Consider the following 15454-nt stretch of genomic DNA (forward strand, 5'->3'; position numbering starts at 1 on the left):
CGCAATACCCTCACCTTGGGTGCAGCCATCCGTTTGAGTGCGGCTAATGCTTGTTCGGCACGACTTTCTTGGAAGTAACCCAAAATTCCATTAAGGATGACAATTGAGAGAATGGCGATCGTATCTTTATACGGCAATCCAATCGTTTTTCCTGCCTGGATTTCGATAAAATCGAAAATTCCCGATATTAACGCCACAAAGATCAACATTACCAACATAATATTGGTAAATTGGTCGAGGAGAATCTGCCACCATTGACGACTAGCCGCTGCAACCAATTCATTTGCGCCGAATTCTTGTTGTAGTTGGGCTATTTGTCGATCGGTTAAACCTGTTTTGTCATCTGTTTCGAGTTGTGATAAGGTTCGATCGATCGTCAGTGTATGCCAAGCAGGGTTTAGATCGGTAACTACAGGCAAGTTGCTTGTTAGTTGAGGGCGAGTCGATCCAGATGAGATCATAATTAAATTTAAAATATTCGCAGTATAAACCCATCTCTAAATAGTTGCGATGGCGATCGTGAATTAGGTTCGCTATTTCATGTAAAAATTCATAAATGACCCTACTTATTTAAGCCTTGTTCATTAACAAGATTGTGCCTTTTTCACTACAATCGCTATCGTGCTCTGAGGTATTAAACTAATTGAGTTCCAGATTTGCTAGTGTATGCAGCATTTCTGTGGTCATAAATGGTTTAGTCAAAAATGCTCCGAGTGCATACCGCTCGACGATTGGGCAAATCCCACACTTCGTGAACGATTCATTTGCCGATGTACCACTCATCGCAATAACTTTGACGGCGGAATTAATCCGCTGCAAAGCTTGAATGATATAAGGCGTGTGGAGATTTGGCATCATCATATCCAACAAGACCACGGCAATGTTTTCCCAATCTCGCTCGTACATGGAGATCGCCTCGACACCATCACTAGCTAACATCACTCGGTAATTATAAGTTTCTAATGAATCTTTAATCATCTCGCGGATTGAAAACTCATCATCTACTACTAAAACTAATTGCCCATTACCATCGAATAATTCTGATTGCGCTACTAACTGTTTTTCCTCACTATTAGTTACCGCAGGTAGATAGATGGTGAAGCAAGTACCGCGCCCGAATTCACTATCTACATGAATATCGCCATCGTGAACTTTGATAATGCCTATAATAATTCCCCACAAGCGTCGATCTTTGATAAGGGAAAGCGAAATTCTGGTCTGCCAATCCTGCTCGGAATTGCTCGACCTAAAAAACATCCAAAAACTGCTCTAATGGCCGTCCGATGACGCGACTTGGTGCGACTTCAAATATACCGAGCGTATTATTGCTAACTTGTAAGACCTTTAATTCTGGCTCTTGCAAAACTAGCAATATGCCATGAGGTTGAATCTCCGTCAAGACAGGAACCGATTGAGATTTTAAACTGATGGGATTAAAATCTTGAAGGTCTGGATTAGTAACTGCCATATTTAATTCTAACGCTCTAGACCTAGCAGGTCGACTACCTACGGTAGGCTACGTCAACGATTTTTATCTGATACGAAACTTAAAAAGCTAGAGCGGTTCTTGACATAAATTTTAGATCTATTTATGTCATTGCATTTAGCTCTCTCTTTAGAATATTTTTGTCTGTCCAGTGATAAGTTTTCAGACTGATTTCTACCTCGTTCGTTAAATTATATGAACTTGAGGAAGTTATCAGCCGAATATCATCTTAGCGTTTCTGCATTTCCAACATTTCTAACCTTTGCCAGTCCCACCGAGTGCTTCTCCGTATCTCTATAGAATTCCATTTAGGGTCTCGATTGCGGGATTTCGATAAATAAAGTTCTATTAAAAGTCGATACTCCTTTTCTTTTTGATGTTGTTTCTCTATACCTGCGCTGGATGGGTTAATGTCTATTTTCCTTTTTGTCATATTAATTCTCTATCTGCTCTACTTATTGAAGTATATAAACTTGAGGAAGTTGTGAGGGGAAATGACCCAATCGCATTCTCGATCCTAGAATGATTGCTTAATAGGCATTCTAGCTTCAAAAGTGTTGTTTCGATTATTCTATCGGTAAATAGATGGTCTAAGGTTAAGGTTAGATAAATAGGTTGAAACTTACCGTGTTAGCGATTGTTTGGGTATAAAAAGGAGTCACTCTGCTCTGACATTGGTCTTTAGTCCTCCAGATCGTGTTCGATCGTTATTCGATCTGGACGAAAGCGTTTTACCTGAATTTTAATTCCTTGGGCGGATTCGCTTTCGAGATCTTCGACATAGCCAGACACTGCTCGATTCGCTAACTCTACACCACGAAAGGGGCCAAAGTAGTAAGTACATCGGGGCTGAGTTGTCAAAACTTCTACCCACCAAGCCTTTCCCAAAAAATCTAGAGTGTTAGTCCAGATTTCGTCAGTCTTCACCAGTATTTTACTGCTTAAAATCGGATTCATTATCAATTGTAATAGAGAAAATTATCTTTCCTTTACCACGCAGATCCTTATAAATTTTTCATACTCTAAATATATAGATCGCTGCTGAAAAACATATCGGTCAATAGGGGTAGGTTTAGAGTTTGTCGGCGGAGCATATCGGAACGATAATCGCTAGGAAGATCCTAATAGTGACGAGCTTATCTGCTCGATCGGAATGTCCTTCGATCGGTCGAATGTTTTGCTGCCAGAGATAAATAAAATTAATCTTCACCAAACCTTAGCTGAAGTTATGATAAATCGTTGGCGGACTCGTGCCGCAGGCTACGCCAACGCCAACAGCACAAGTAGCCTCTTCCCCGGAGAATCGTTCAATAGTCAGGTTATTCTCGTTTTTCTACCACGATCGTTAGATGAGCAACCATCGCCCCGATCGATCCCACAGCAGCCAGAATCGGGAAGAAAGCCGCACTGATGGCACCGCCCACCACGCCAACAGTTAAGGGGATTTCAATTAATATATGACCCTCTTCATTCTTGAGAATAATCCGCCGAATATTACCTTGATGAATCAGTTCCTTAATTTTGGCACCAAGAGCATCACCCTTAATACTGAATTCTTCTACTCCAATCTTTTCTGTTTTTTCTTCATGTCCAGTTACTAATTCAGACTGGATTGTTTCGACGTTTTCTTGAAAGTTGTCATTTTGTACGTTCATGTTATTAATTCCTGTTGTTGGGTATGTTTGCAAATTAGAGAAAATCAGCAGCAAACCGATCGCGGGTAGTCGGTTGCTGCAAGATTAATCCTTCGCCGCCTAAAGGATGGTTCCTGTCGATCGATTGTCCGCCGATAGAGATAAAAACTTTAGCATTAGGCTCGATGCTGGTAGCTGTATAAATTACCTGTGCGACTCGATAAATCATCGAGGTACTACCACCACCAGCTCCAAATTCTGGCGATAAGTCAACATGCACCCCATCAGTGCGAACTTGCAAACTCAGAAGTTTGGTACCTTTAGGAATGGTACTGCTCAAATCATCGCTGGGTTTGGCTGATAGTAACTTTTGGACGGCAATCGTTAATACTTGCTGTGGTGTGGAACCAGATTTGTTGGCTGGTAATGATTTGGCAACTAGAGTTAGTTTGTTTTGATTCGATTTTAACCAATAGACTTGCGGTTGAATTTGTTGGGCTGAATTATTGGGAATAGTCGTAGAAGTTGTAACGGGAACTGATGATTTTTTATGCTGAAGAAAAATCGGATTACTTCTCACCCAAATACTCAAAGCAACTACTGTTGTGAATAATAGAGATAGTTTAACAGCAGGTTTATTCCTCAATAGTCTTTTCACTCTATTTTCCCTAATTAGTGCTTGAATCTTCCACTACCGATAGATTGCATCATCGATTCGGCAAAGCCGAGGCTACGCCAACGTGCAGCGGAAAAATTCGCCCTCTGACTCATACCGATCGGTGCCAAAGTACCATCCAACCCGTAGACTGGTTGGAATGGTGTAGCCGCAAAATGTGCCCTCTTCCTCTAAAATTCCACCGAAGTCCACATAATGGGACTCAGCACCGTCTGGATTGCCCCATCGTGGTAACTTGAAGGTTTTGAGACGACCCGATCGATCTATGGTGAAATCTAGTTCGGCTCTCTCGCCCTGCACGACAAAACTGGAATGTAAGCTGGAGTCTAACTCCGATGACTCTGTGCTCGTCCATGAAACCTCATCGCCACATAACACAGACGGCAACCACATCGACTCTGCTTCGAGGCGACCAATAGCAGACCGCGTAATTTCATGTAGATTTGTCAGGGATTCGAGGTTGAATATTCGATCGCCTAGCGTGCGTGAAGCGCAATCGCTGATGGGGGTTGATTCCCATAGTTCATCGAGTGAAACTTCTTTAGTTTTATGAGTAATCATGGTAGTTTTCTCGTTGGCATAGCCTCTTCTAAGGAACTTAGATGAAATTGGCTCTAAGCAAGGATCTGTAGGTTGGGTTGAGATCGGCGAAACCCAACACACCCAACCAAAGTTTCTTTCATCCCTTAGACGACGTTTTCGTCGGCTCAGTTGCTCCTTTGGAGAATCGGATAATGTTGGTGGGGACAGATCCCCGACTTCTTCAAGAAGTCGGGGATCTAGCGTATCTAAGCCGCCATTTGAGGTCGGTCTTTACCAAATTTCCAGAGCAGAATGACACCCAAGCCGAACAGATTAATCAAGAAAACTACTAAGCCTCCCAAAAACGGAATTAATGCCAGAACTGTCAAGATTGCCAAACCAATTAAGAACTGCTGTGATGCTGGCTGGTTGTCATTTTTATTAAGACGTTGCCCGACAAACAACGCTACACCGAGCGAACCGACTAAAGAAGTGACAACCGCACTTAGACTCAGTAGTGGAATCAAGGGAATCCCAATTAGGGTAATTGCCAAAAACACAGTGCCAAAGATAATGGCAAAAATCGCCCCAATCCCCCATAGTGCTGTCAAGCCAGGATCTTGACGTAACTTTCTCGCTAAATCTGGCAAAAACGGCGGACTGGTTTGCAAAATAATCAGTCCGAGAATAGCGGCTACGACAGCAGCACAAATCCTGAATATGGCACTGAAGAAATAGTGAGCGAAGAAGCTTTGTCTACCATAGGAGCCATACATCATCCCGTGTCTGTCGCTAAATGTCGCCTTCTCACCACCAATAATCGCCCCTGGTTCCTGAATGATTTTGCCACCAAATGAGTAAGCATCACCATCTACCCGCGCCCCTGCTTTGAGGATGACATCGCCGCCAAAAGCGATTGCTGTATCCAAAACTCTCGCATTTGGTAATACCGTCACATTCCCCCCAAAAGCACTGGCATTTTCGACAGTTTGGTTCTCTGAAACACTCACACCGCCACCAAAGCGAACCAGGTTGGTGTTGTTAATATTAATATCAGTCTGTGCCAGAGCATTTCCAGCAAATATTAAGCAAATAGTGAATATAAAAGTCAGAATTAATTGCTGCCACTTCATAGATTTTATTCTCGTAAATAATGAGAGAATCGATTAGTTCTCATGATATCGAAAGAACATGAGGAACCTGTGAGGAAATCTAGTGAAAAGTTTAATAGTGCAGTAATAAAACTATCTTCACTTGCTTTGAATCTGCCTTTGATGATTCTCCAGCATAGACACTACATCAACGTTCTAATTAAGGAGTTTTGGTAATCTGCCAGCTTTGTCCAGCGACATTACTGCATGTAGTCATCGTCAGCCTGTTATTTCTACCATTGTTGATAATATTTAAGCACTTATCATCGCCTGCCAGCTCATTTCGCAAACTAGAATAGCCAGAGTAATCAGGATTTGCTTTGCTCGGTGTAATGCTCCAGAGTTGTCCTGGATTGTCATTACATTGAGCCATTTTTAACCGATTATTTTTACCATCATCGATTGTCTCTAAACAACTGTCAGTGCCTGTAAGCGGAGTCTGCAACCGATAAGCTTGAGGATTCGTCTCACTAGCTGTCAGGCTCCAACGTTGTCCAGAAACGTTACCACATCTAGCCATCGTCAGTTTGTTATTATCGCCATCATTGATAATATCTAAACAATAGCCTGAACCTGTCAACGTATTTCGCAAACGATTTTGATTTACCTGAGCATTGACTTCTTGAGCTAGTAGACTAATCAATATTGTAGGTAAAACAATTACAAATTTTTTGAGTTGCATAAAAATATTTATTATTAGCTATATTGTATCAGTAACGACCGAAGAGTAGCCTCTATCAAGATAATGAGATTTTAGATGTGGATTACCTCCGGTAGGCTACGCCAACGAGTCAATATATAGAGAGAGTTTAAATGTGAAAACTTAGCTAAATCGTCGATATATTCAGATTCACTCGATCGATTAGATTAAGTGAAGCTTTGACATTACTCATGCTACTAAACACACCATAAATACAAGGTATCAAATTACCAATTTTAACTTATGAATTTTCGAGATTTCACAACTATTTCTCCTGCTCGATAATTACCCCGTCCACCATCCGAATTATCCGCTTTGTTCTAGCCGCAACATTAGCATCATGAGTAACGATCGCGATCGTCGTACCTTGTTGATTTAACTCAGTCAGCAGATTCATAATCTCCTCAGAAGTGGTGGAATCCAACGCGCCAGTCGGTTCATCAGCCAGGACTAAGGCAGGATGATTGACTAAAGCACGAGCGATCGCGACGCGCTGTTGTTGTCCGCCGGAAAGTTGATTGGGACGGTTCTGGACGCGATCGCTCAAACCAACTTGGACTAATGCTTCTGTAGCTTGTTCGATTCGTTGAGACTTATCGACATCGGCATAAATCATCGGTAGCATCACATTCGAGAGGGAGGTAAGCTTTGGCAAGAGATTGAACTGTTGAAATACAAATCCAATATACTGATTGCGGATATCGGCGAGTTCATCATCATCGAGGGTGGTGAGATCTGTCCCTGCTAAAAAATACTTTCCGCTGCTAGGTCGATCGAGACAACCGATAATGTTCATTAGGGTCGATTTCCCCGAACCTGAAGCACCCATAATCGCGACATATTCGCCTTCCTCGATCGACAAATTAATGCCCTTGAGTACTGGCACATCGATTGATTCTAAGTGATAGGTTTTAGTAATGTCTTCGAGCGAAATCATACTTGCCATAGTTATCAAATGTGAGTTCGAGATAATGAAAATTGATTTGCTCCGTTTTGGCACCGCCCTGAACTATAAATTCGGGCTAATAGCTCAAGTTCTCTGAAGAGAACTACCAAATCACTTAGTTCGTTAAAACGAACTTTTGCTCTTAGCCCCAAATTCATTTGAGGGCGTTTCCTAAGCGAAGCCAGTAGCCATGAAGTGGATATCCCCTAACCCAAACTCACTTTACTTAATCCCCATGTAGTGCCAGGATCGGGTCTAATTTTGCCGCATTACGGGCAGGAATGCCGCCCGCTAACACACCAACAATCAGCGAAAGGACGAAACCGACCACCACTGACAATAGCGACACCACAAACGGAAATTTGAAGATTGTCGCGGTAGCGAAAGCAATAGCTATACCCAATCCAATCCCGATCGATCCACCGATACTCGAAATCACGATCGATTCCATCAAAAATTGATTGAGGATTGCGCCGCTCGTTGCACCGACGGCTTTTCGCAGACCGATTTCGCGCGTTCGTTCCATCACAGATACCAGCATGATATTGGCGATGCCAATCCCACCAACCACCAGCGAAATTCCGGCGATCGCCCCAACCATCAGCGTCAACGAACTCGTAATATCCGTGAAAGCTTTAATCAGATCCACTTGATTGGTAACGCGAAAATCATCCTCTTTAGGTGGACGAATATTATGGCGCAATCGGAGCACATTCGTCACCTGAAATTGTGCGGCTTCGAGCTGGTCGGCATTGCTAGATTGCAGCAAGAAACCATTAATAGCCGTACCTGTAAGGGAATTGTTACCAACAATTTCGGCAGACATATTAGTCAGTGGTATATAAATAATGTCATCCGCATCTTGCCCGCCGATCGATCCCTTTGACTCCATGATGCCGATAACAGTATAGCGGTTGCCCCGAATCCGAATATCGGCACCGAGCGGATTTTCGGATGGCGCGAACAAGTCATTCCGAACTTTGGAACCAAGGACAACGACTGGTTTGGCGGTATCTAAATCCTCCTGGCGGAAAAATGCCCCTAGTTGCGTGTGAAGATTTCTGACAACTGGCAGGTTCAAATCTGCGCCTATTGCCGTTGTGGCAATGTTAATATTGCCCCGCACCACCTGAATATTCTGGCGTTGTAGAAATGCGGCAACTGCGGTAGCGGCAGGGACTTGTTTGGCGATTGCCTGAGCATCTTCCCAAGTCAGTGTACTAGCAGAACCAGCCCCCTGACTGATACCACCCGTTCGCGCCGATGCTGCTGATACCTGAAGGATATTGGTACCCAATGCCTGAATTTGTAACTCAGTGGATTTTTGCACGCCTTGACCGATCGAGGTAATCGCAATTACTGAGGATATTCCAATAATTACGCCCAACATCGTCAATCCACTGCGAACTTTGTTACTCCACAAGGTTTCCGCTGCCATCAGAAATATTTCCAGCAGCGATATCTTGCGCTTACTACGGCGAGATGGACGCAGAAGAGATTTGTCCGGTAAATCCCCTCCTCGGAGGGGTGCCCGCAGGGCAGGATGCGAAGCGTTCGGGTGGGTAGATCTACGCATAAATTCAAGTATCCACAAATAGTGATTTCTGAGAGTGCTGGTTCCGGCTATCTACCGCCCACCCCCGCCTGTAATCGAAGTTACCTTACGAGTTCCGGCAGGAAAACTGAGTAAAACCCGCTCATTGCCAGTTAAACCAGACTTAACCTCAGTCTTATCATTAACAGTCGTCCCCACCACGATCGGTACAAAGACCGGATCGCCGCCTGGTTTCGCCACATATACACCCTGAGCTGTCTTCTCTTGGACGATCGAAGCCGTCGGGACGATTAGCACCTGATTCAATTCTCCAGCCTGGAAATCGATCGTCACATTCATCCCCTGACTAAGCAGTTTTTGGGAGTCAGCTACCGCTACCTTCACTTCAAAACTGGTCACATTTTGTTGTACCAATGACTGGGTAGCAACTTGCGTCACCTTACCCGCAAAGGTTTTGCCGGAATAAGCATCCACCTTAATCGTCGCTACCTGCCCAACCCGAATCTGGGCAATACTGGCTTCGGCTACCTGCGCCACGATTTCATTGGTAGATGCTAACGCCAGAATCGAAGATGAGGTGGCCGAAGTTACCGCACTACCCGCCGTGGTAGGAGTGACAAATGCACCAGGATCGGCATATTTACGAGCGATAATCCCCGCAAAGGGGGCGCGAATCGTGGTGTCGTCGATATTCCGTTGGGCGATCGCGACTGCACCCTGGGCTGCCATAACTTGGGCGCGAGCTTCGGCGATGTCTTCAGGGCGAGAGCCAGCTTTGAGGAGATTTAATGCCTGTTGTCGCTGGTTGAGGACGCTTCTGGCTTGGGCGATATCTTCAGGGCGCGATCCAGCTTTGAGTAGATTTAGGGCTTGCTGGTCTTGCTCTACTTGTGCTTGGGCACTATCACTAGTCGATCGAGCCAGACTCAATGCTTGCTGCGAGATCGCTCCCTGCGCTCGTAATTTTTGGTTACGGCGCAGATCTTCGGCTGCTTGCCTGTAGGTGGCTTGGACTTTATTTAGATTGGCTGTAGCTCCGGCAATATCTTGCGATCGATTCCCCGCGATTAGCTTTTGCAAACTAGCGTTGGCTTCATCTACCTGCGCTGTAGCTCCGGCGATATCTTGCGATCGATTCCCCGCGATGACCTTATTCAAATTTGCCTGAGCAGCAGCCAGGTTGCCCCGTGCCTGGAGCAATTGCCCTTGAAGGTTTGAATTGTCCATATAGGCGACAATCTGCCCTGGTTTGACAAAATCACCTTCTTTGACGAGTAGCCGTTTTAAGACACCAGAGGTTTTGGGGCTAACATTGACCGAACTTTCAGGTTGCACAGTACCATTGGCGGATACCAAAATTGTCAGATTGCCCCGCGTGACTGCGGCTGTCTGAATCTTGCGCTGTGCCCGTTGCTGAGGTGCCGTCACCAATTGGTTATAGGCAATATAACTCAGACCACCAGCGAGCGGGATTGCCACTAGCAATCCGATCGGCCACTTGTTAATTTTTGGATGGCGTATCGTCTCAGCCAGAGAATCGATGCCCTTCTTGAAATTCAAGCTAATACTTGACATTGTTACCTCAAATTTTGGGGTCAGGCATTGGTGCAACCGTTGGCGTAGCTTCTGCCTGTGCAGAAGCCAACGCCTTCAATTTCGGATATTACCCTCGATTCATGCCACTATTGATTCTTCGACTGACTTGAACGTAGGTTCTGTAACCACGCCGCTCTAGTCTGTTGGCAGCCTGTCGGGCATCGCGACGATTGTCGTGGTACCCCTCAAAAGTCCATTGGCGATCGTTACGGTTGCGATAATAAACTGAAAACTGCCGATCGCGATATTGGTTGCGGCGATAATTTTGGTCGCGGTCATAGTTTTGGTCGCGGTCATAATTTTGGTCGCGGGGATACTGGGCTATCGATCGGTTTGTTTCTCCATGCGGGTTTTGGCTAACTACTTGTGAATCTAGTGCATTTGCGCTCATTGGCACGCTTGCGACAAATCCCGTACAGACCACTAAGAGCAGCATTATCTTGTTCATAAAATTAGTTACTAAATATTTAAATTTTTAAGACTGCTTAAAGTTTTCAATCTGAATCATCAACCAATAAAACTATCTCAACTCAAAGTTAACCAACTAAACTAGTGAAAGTCTCATCCTAAAGACATAGATCTAAAATGCCTTAATAACTCGCAATATAATAGTTCTTTTCTATATATAAATAATTAATAAATTATTTTTATTTAATATGCAATGAATTCACAAAATAAGCTCTGAATAAAGCTTCTAGCTATTGGATCTAAATTTATTAAGAGGGAAAACCAGTATTCCCTCACAACTTCCTCACATTTCAAATATAAAATATAAAGTAGTAATTTCGATTTAATTAAAGAGTAGTTAAAATTACTTCATTTTGACTTCAGAAGATTAAGGGGAAAACTATACAGATCGGAACAGCTTTGACGTTAGCGACACTACGCCAACGGCGAGGCGATGCCAACATCAAAGCTCACCACAAGTAGCCTCTACCCTGGAGTATTGACTAACAATTCATTCGTGCAACATTGCCTGTGACAAATCGTGCCATTCTCTTGCTGTACAGCCAAAATTCAAAACTGTGAGGGTGCCTTTAATGGAAATCGATCCTGTATCCGTTCATCTCGAAAGCGTTCATCCTGGGATGGGCGCAAATTTGTTTGGCGATGGGTGTTCGTTTCGAGTTTGGGCACCGAACGCGATTGCAGTTGCCGTCGATATTTGGCACGACGAACAGATGTCTCAAGTCGTACTCGCGCCAGAACCAAGTAATCCTAGCTATTGGTCGATTGATGTTGCGGGTGTGGTGGCGGGACAACCCTATCAATTCTCGATTGTCAATAAAGGCGGCGATGCTACCAATCCAGGTGGGATATTTATGCGGGTAGATGCCTACGCACGACAGGTAGAAAGTGCGGAAGATAATGCCAGAGGGATCGTCGTCGATTGGCAGCAGGAGTGGTCTGAATTTGCCACGCCCAAATTTGAAGATTTGATTATTTATGAGGCGCACGTTGGGTCATTTGCCGGACTCAACGACCATCTAAATATCTCAACTTATGCCACATTTGCCGACTTTGAGACGAAGCTAGGATATATTCGCGAACTCGGCTTTAACGCATTGCAATTATTACCCACCGAGCAAGTTGATGGCATCGATGGGGAAGGTTATGGAGCCACCAACCTGTTTGCACCGCATAACGGGTACGGGACTCCAGCGGACTTGCGATCGCTCGTAGATGCTGCTCACAGGTACGGTCTAGCCGTGATTTTTGATGTTGTCTATCATCATGCTTCGACCAGTCACAATCATTACTGGCAATACGATGGGAATACCACCGATGGTGGTGGGATTTATTTTGAAGACCCATTTCACTACGAACCCGCACGGGATGAAGACGGTCGCTCGTTCGCGCACTGGAAATCGGAAGTCCAAAACTTTTTACTCGACCACGCGCGGATGCTATTGGATGAATATCGCGGCGACGGTTTACGGTTTGATATGGCGCATACACTGACGTGGGAATGTACTCAACATATTATCGCCGGACTTCGCGAAAATCCCGATTGGCGGGATAAATATTTAATTGCCGAATGGACGAGCGAACAGCAAGATCGCTGGGGTCAAGTCATCCGTGAATTAGGCTTTAATGCAGTGTGGGGAATGTCCGATCCGTTCGCTTTTATTCGTGCTGTCAATGGCGAAAATGCACTCGATGAACTCAAGTCATTTATCGGATGGACGGGATTTGACCGACCTTGGAATTTTATCCGCTATTTGCTCGGCTCACACGATCGAGTTGCCGATTCTAAAAGCGGCGGACAACCTGAAAACCGCTATTTCGTCGAGTTATGTGGCGGACGGGATAATTGGTATGCACGCGCCAAAGCCCGACTCGGTTGGGCGTTAAATGTCGCGATGCCTGGTACGCCAATGCTGTTTATGGGATCGGAATGTCATCATTGGGGCTATTGGTGGCCGAATCCAGACGGAAATCCAGCAACTTCAGAGCATCGATTTGATTGGGCAATTGCTGGAGATCCGATCGGGATTTCCATGCGAAATCTAGTCGGGGATATCAATTGGATCCGCTGGCAAAATCCGGCTTTGCGTAGTGATACTTTGCAATTTATTCATGAAGATCGGACTAATACAGTCTTAGCTTTTAAACGCTGGAATGATGAGGGCAATATTATTGTGGTAGTTGTAAATCTGAGCGATCGTCAGTGGCAAGAACATGATTATGAAATTTACATGGGTGGAGAAATAGGGCGGTGGTCAGAAATTTTCAACTCTCAATCACCTCAGTATGATGGTTGGAATGATTCGGGTAACTATGGGCGCGATCTGCAAGTCCAAGTAGACGGAAAGCTCTATATTAATCTACCTAAATGGTCGGTTTTAATATTTAAAAAGCAATAGATCTAAAAGGGATAATTTATCATGGTTACAAATATTTTAGTCACAGGAGCGACAGGCAATGTCGGGCGAGAAGTGGTGCGATTACTTTCAGCACAGGAATTGCCTGTTACCGTAGCAGTTAGAGATCCAATTGGAGCTGCAAAGAGTTTCGGTAGTAATGTTCGCTGCGTTTTATTCGACTTTACTAATCCTGATACTTTCGCAGATGCTTTTAGAGGGATCGATAAACTCTTTTTAGTTCGTCCACCTGCGATCGCCGATATTCATCAAATTACCCCTGCTTTAAATGCTGCCAAACAAGCAGGTGTTGAGGAAATTATATTTCTGTCAATTATTGGAGCCGACCGCAATCACATCGTGCCACATTATGCGATCGAACGCGCAATCGAAAAGTTAAATATTCTAGCAGTCTTTTTACGCTGTAGCTTTTTCATGCAAAATCTGAATACAACCCATCGAGAGGATATTCGGATTCGCAATCGGCTATTTATGCCTGCTGGAAATGGGCGGACAAGTTTTATTGATGTGCGAGATATTGCGGCGGTTGCGGTGAAATTTTTAACTGAAGAACCCGATCGATCTAAAGGAGCACAAATTAACCGTGCTTACGATCTCACAGGTACAGCGGCTCTAACTTACTCCGAAGTTGCAACCGTTTTTACCAATGTTTTAGACAGACCGATTCACTATACCAATCCCTCAATCCCAGTATTTATTTGGCAAATGTTACAGCAAGGATTTTCATTCCAATTTGTATTAGTGACGATCGGTATTTACACCACCGCTAGATTTGGATTAGCAAGTATGGTGACATCAGATGTGCAGCAATTACTCGGTCGTGCTCCGATTTCGATGAAGCAATATGTTGAAGATTATCGACAATGTTGGCTGCAAGCGTCACCAACAGCGATCGGGCAAACATTAGTTTCTCATCCTTTAATCTATCCACTCAGCAATTTGATTAATACTTGAGCAAGGCATTTGTTATGGATAGAATAAAATTTATTGGTATTGTCGGTGGAACGATCGGAGCAGTTGGAATAACAACTTATTTATCGAGCGATTGTACTAATCTAGTTAGAGCGGATCTAAAACAGATAGATAATAATAAAACTCTCAAACCAGATCAAAGAGAGATTTTATTTCTCGCATCACTTGCGCCGAGCGGTCACAATACCCAGCCGTGGTTTGTCCGATATCTCGAACCTTATCACTGGATTATCGGTAACGATAAAAGTAAATGGCTCCCCGCTGTCGATCCAAATCAGCGCGAAACAATGCTATCGATCGGTGCTTTTCTGCAAAATCTTGAATATGCTGCTGGTTCCTTTGGTTACGCCTGTGATTGGAAGTTGTTAGCTACAACTAATCAGGACGAGCGGGTGATGGAAGTAAAGCTAAGTAAAAAAGCATCTCCAAATAATTTTGACATTACAAAAATTACCAGCCGTCGGACTGTCCGATCTAATTTTCTCAGCGACCTGCTCAAACAAGAAGACATTACATATCTTGTCGATTCAGAGCCGGAATTTATTCATTACTTACCTAACAATAGCAAAGAAAGTAAATTTATTAACGAACAAACTATCGTAGCCAATCGCCTGCAATCTTATCGCGATCCAGCACAGCAAGAATTAGCCAACTGGATTAGATTTTCCAGTCAGGATGCCAATAAATATCGTGACGGACTGACAACGGCAGGAATGGAAATAACCGGAATTTCTGGTTGGATGGTGCGAAATTTTTACGATAAAGACAATGTGATGACCAAGGATTTTAGAGAACGAGGTATCGATAATATTCAGAAAGAAGTATCGGCATCGGCAGGCTGGATTTTGATTACAAGTCAGGATCATTCGGTAGCGGCACTGCTCGAAACTGGGAGACGCATGGAAAGACTTTTCCTGAAAGTGCGGGAACGGAATATCGCCATCCATCCAATGACTCAGATTTTGGAAGAATCATCAACCAGAGACAAGTTGAATCGTTCAATTGGTATCGAAGAACATATTCAATTTATCCTAAGAACGGGTTATTTAAAGAATTATCCACAGCCAGTTTCACTCCGCCGAACGCTCATTGGCGTAGCCTTTGTGAAAGAGAATCGATTTATCCAGACATGATGGGCGACATTGAGATAAAGACGACTAACATCACCCGCAAGCCAGAGGTAATTCATGCCAACTGCAACAGATTTTAAAGACTACTACGCGACCCTGGGAGTGCCGAAAACGGCAACTCCTGAAGAAATCAAACGGGCTTATCGTAAGATTGCCCGCAAGTGCCATCCCGACCTCAATCCTGGCGATAAAGATGCCGAG

The 15454-nt window shown here is 44.1% G+C and carries 17 protein-coding genes; 4 read left to right on the forward strand and 13 right to left on the reverse strand.

The annotated features are described in order from the left end of the window. The 13 genes from ACEW9J_RS14240 to ACEW9J_RS14300 all read right to left on the reverse strand — a co-directional run. The coding region (locus ACEW9J_RS14240; RefSeq protein ID WP_373545775.1) for a cation-transporting P-type ATPase at positions 1-419 on the reverse strand (419 nt) is incomplete at its 3' end. Between the two features lie 220 nt (positions 420-639). Then, positions 640-1257 (reverse strand): response regulator, encoded by a 618-nt coding sequence (locus ACEW9J_RS14245; RefSeq protein ID WP_373545776.1) that lies wholly within the window; start codon positions 1255-1257, stop codon positions 640-642. After that, entirely contained in the window at positions 1247-1468 is a 222-nt protein-coding gene (locus ACEW9J_RS14250) for a hypothetical protein (RefSeq protein WP_373545777.1), read from the reverse strand. Before ACEW9J_RS14250 ends, ACEW9J_RS14245 begins: the two co-directional genes overlap by 11 nt. Positions 1469-2167: 699 nt before the next feature. Further along, complete coding sequence (locus ACEW9J_RS14255) at positions 2168-2443, reverse strand: DUF1816 domain-containing protein (protein WP_373545778.1); 276 nt, start codon at positions 2441-2443, stop codon at positions 2168-2170. Positions 2444-2805: 362 nt separating this feature from the next. Then, entirely contained in the window at positions 2806-3141 is a 336-nt protein-coding gene (locus ACEW9J_RS14260; protein WP_373545779.1) for a DUF4342 domain-containing protein, read from the reverse strand. A 34-nt stretch (positions 3142-3175) separates the two neighbouring features. Continuing rightward, a complete protein-coding gene (locus ACEW9J_RS14265) occupies positions 3176-3778 on the reverse strand; it encodes a GerMN domain-containing protein (RefSeq protein WP_373545780.1) in 603 nt (200 codons plus the stop codon). A 72-nt stretch (positions 3779-3850) separates the two neighbouring features. Next, the gene (locus ACEW9J_RS14270) at positions 3851-4357 is read right to left on the reverse strand and encodes a DUF6544 family protein (protein ID WP_373545781.1); all 507 of its coding nucleotides are present in this window, start codon (positions 4355-4357) and stop codon (positions 3851-3853) included. Positions 4358-4584: 227 nt separating this feature from the next. Continuing rightward, positions 4585-5451, reverse strand: coding sequence for a hypothetical protein (locus tag ACEW9J_RS14275; protein ID WP_373545782.1), 867 nt, complete (start codon positions 5449-5451; stop codon positions 4585-4587). 178 nt (positions 5452-5629) lie between these two features. Next, complete coding sequence (locus ACEW9J_RS14280; RefSeq protein ID WP_373545783.1) at positions 5630-6151, reverse strand: RICIN domain-containing protein; 522 nt, start codon at positions 6149-6151, stop codon at positions 5630-5632. Positions 6152-6434: 283 nt separating this feature from the next. After that, positions 6435-7115, reverse strand: a complete 681-nt coding sequence (locus ACEW9J_RS14285) for an ABC transporter ATP-binding protein (protein WP_373545784.1) — start codon at positions 7113-7115, stop codon at positions 6435-6437. 226 nt (positions 7116-7341) lie between these two features. After that, positions 7342-8553 carry an ABC transporter permease gene (locus ACEW9J_RS14290; protein WP_373545790.1) on the reverse strand — a complete coding sequence of 404 codons (1212 nt, stop codon included), beginning with the start codon at positions 8551-8553 and terminating at the stop codon, positions 7342-7344. A gap of 189 nt (positions 8554-8742) precedes the next feature. Further along, entirely contained in the window at positions 8743-10245 is a 1503-nt protein-coding gene (locus ACEW9J_RS14295) for an efflux RND transporter periplasmic adaptor subunit (RefSeq protein ID WP_373545785.1), read from the reverse strand. A gap of 88 nt (positions 10246-10333) precedes the next feature. Next, positions 10334-10657 (reverse strand): hypothetical protein, encoded by a 324-nt coding sequence (locus ACEW9J_RS14300; protein WP_373545786.1) that lies wholly within the window; start codon positions 10655-10657, stop codon positions 10334-10336. Between the two features lie 649 nt (positions 10658-11306). Between ACEW9J_RS14300 and ACEW9J_RS14305 the strand changes: the two genes are divergently transcribed. The 4 genes from ACEW9J_RS14305 to ACEW9J_RS14320 all read left to right on the forward strand — a co-directional run. Further along, on the forward strand, positions 11307-13133 hold the full coding sequence (locus ACEW9J_RS14305) for an alpha-amylase family glycosyl hydrolase (RefSeq protein ID WP_373545787.1): 1827 nt from the start codon (positions 11307-11309) through the stop codon (positions 13131-13133). A gap of 21 nt (positions 13134-13154) precedes the next feature. Then, positions 13155-14105 carry an SDR family oxidoreductase gene (locus ACEW9J_RS14310; protein WP_373545788.1) on the forward strand — a complete coding sequence of 317 codons (951 nt, stop codon included), beginning with the start codon at positions 13155-13157 and terminating at the stop codon, positions 14103-14105. 14 nt (positions 14106-14119) lie between these two features. After that, positions 14120-15256 (forward strand): nitroreductase, encoded by a 1137-nt coding sequence (locus tag ACEW9J_RS14315; protein ID WP_373545789.1) that lies wholly within the window; start codon positions 14120-14122, stop codon positions 15254-15256. Between the two features lie 54 nt (positions 15257-15310). Further along, on the forward strand, positions 15311-15454 hold a 144-nt coding region (locus tag ACEW9J_RS14320; protein ID WP_373545791.1), incomplete at its 3' end, for a DnaJ domain-containing protein.

It is taken from the genome of Chamaesiphon sp., assembly GCF_041737865.1.
Classification (GTDB): domain Bacteria; phylum Cyanobacteriota; class Cyanobacteriia; order Cyanobacteriales; family Chamaesiphonaceae; genus Chamaesiphon.

Bases quoted from the DNA above. Each gene is read 5' to 3' on its own strand.
- ACEW9J_RS14245 (WP_373545776.1), bottom strand. From the start codon at position 1,257: ATGTTTTTTAGGTCGAGCAATTCCGAGCAGGATTGGCAGACCAGAATT.
- ACEW9J_RS14250 (WP_373545777.1), bottom strand. From the start codon at position 1,468: ATGGCAGTTACTAATCCAGACCTTCAAGATTTTAATCCCATCAGTTTA.
- ACEW9J_RS14255 (WP_373545778.1), bottom strand. From the start codon at position 2,443: ATGAATCCGATTTTAAGCAGTAAAATACTGGTGAAGACTGACGAAATC.
- ACEW9J_RS14260 (WP_373545779.1), bottom strand. From the start codon at position 3,141: ATGAACGTACAAAATGACAACTTTCAAGAAAACGTCGAAACAATCCAG.
- ACEW9J_RS14270 (WP_373545781.1), bottom strand. From the start codon at position 4,357: ATGATTACTCATAAAACTAAAGAAGTTTCACTCGATGAACTATGGGAA.
- ACEW9J_RS14275 (WP_373545782.1), bottom strand. From the start codon at position 5,451: ATGAAGTGGCAGCAATTAATTCTGACTTTTATATTCACTATTTGCTTA.
- ACEW9J_RS14280 (WP_373545783.1), bottom strand. From the start codon at position 6,151: ATGCAACTCAAAAAATTTGTAATTGTTTTACCTACAATATTGATTAGT.
- ACEW9J_RS14285 (WP_373545784.1), bottom strand. From the start codon at position 7,115: ATGGCAAGTATGATTTCGCTCGAAGACATTACTAAAACCTATCACTTA.
- ACEW9J_RS14290 (WP_373545790.1), bottom strand. From the start codon at position 8,553: ATGGCAGCGGAAACCTTGTGGAGTAACAAAGTTCGCAGTGGATTGACG.
- ACEW9J_RS14295 (WP_373545785.1), bottom strand. From the start codon at position 10,245: ATGTCAAGTATTAGCTTGAATTTCAAGAAGGGCATCGATTCTCTGGCT.
- ACEW9J_RS14300 (WP_373545786.1), bottom strand. From the start codon at position 10,657: ATGAGCGCAAATGCACTAGATTCACAAGTAGTTAGCCAAAACCCGCAT.
- ACEW9J_RS14305 (WP_373545787.1), top strand. From the start codon at position 11,307: ATGGAAATCGATCCTGTATCCGTTCATCTCGAAAGCGTTCATCCTGGG.
- ACEW9J_RS14310 (WP_373545788.1), top strand. From the start codon at position 13,155: ATGGTTACAAATATTTTAGTCACAGGAGCGACAGGCAATGTCGGGCGA.
- ACEW9J_RS14315 (WP_373545789.1), top strand. From the start codon at position 14,120: ATGGATAGAATAAAATTTATTGGTATTGTCGGTGGAACGATCGGAGCA.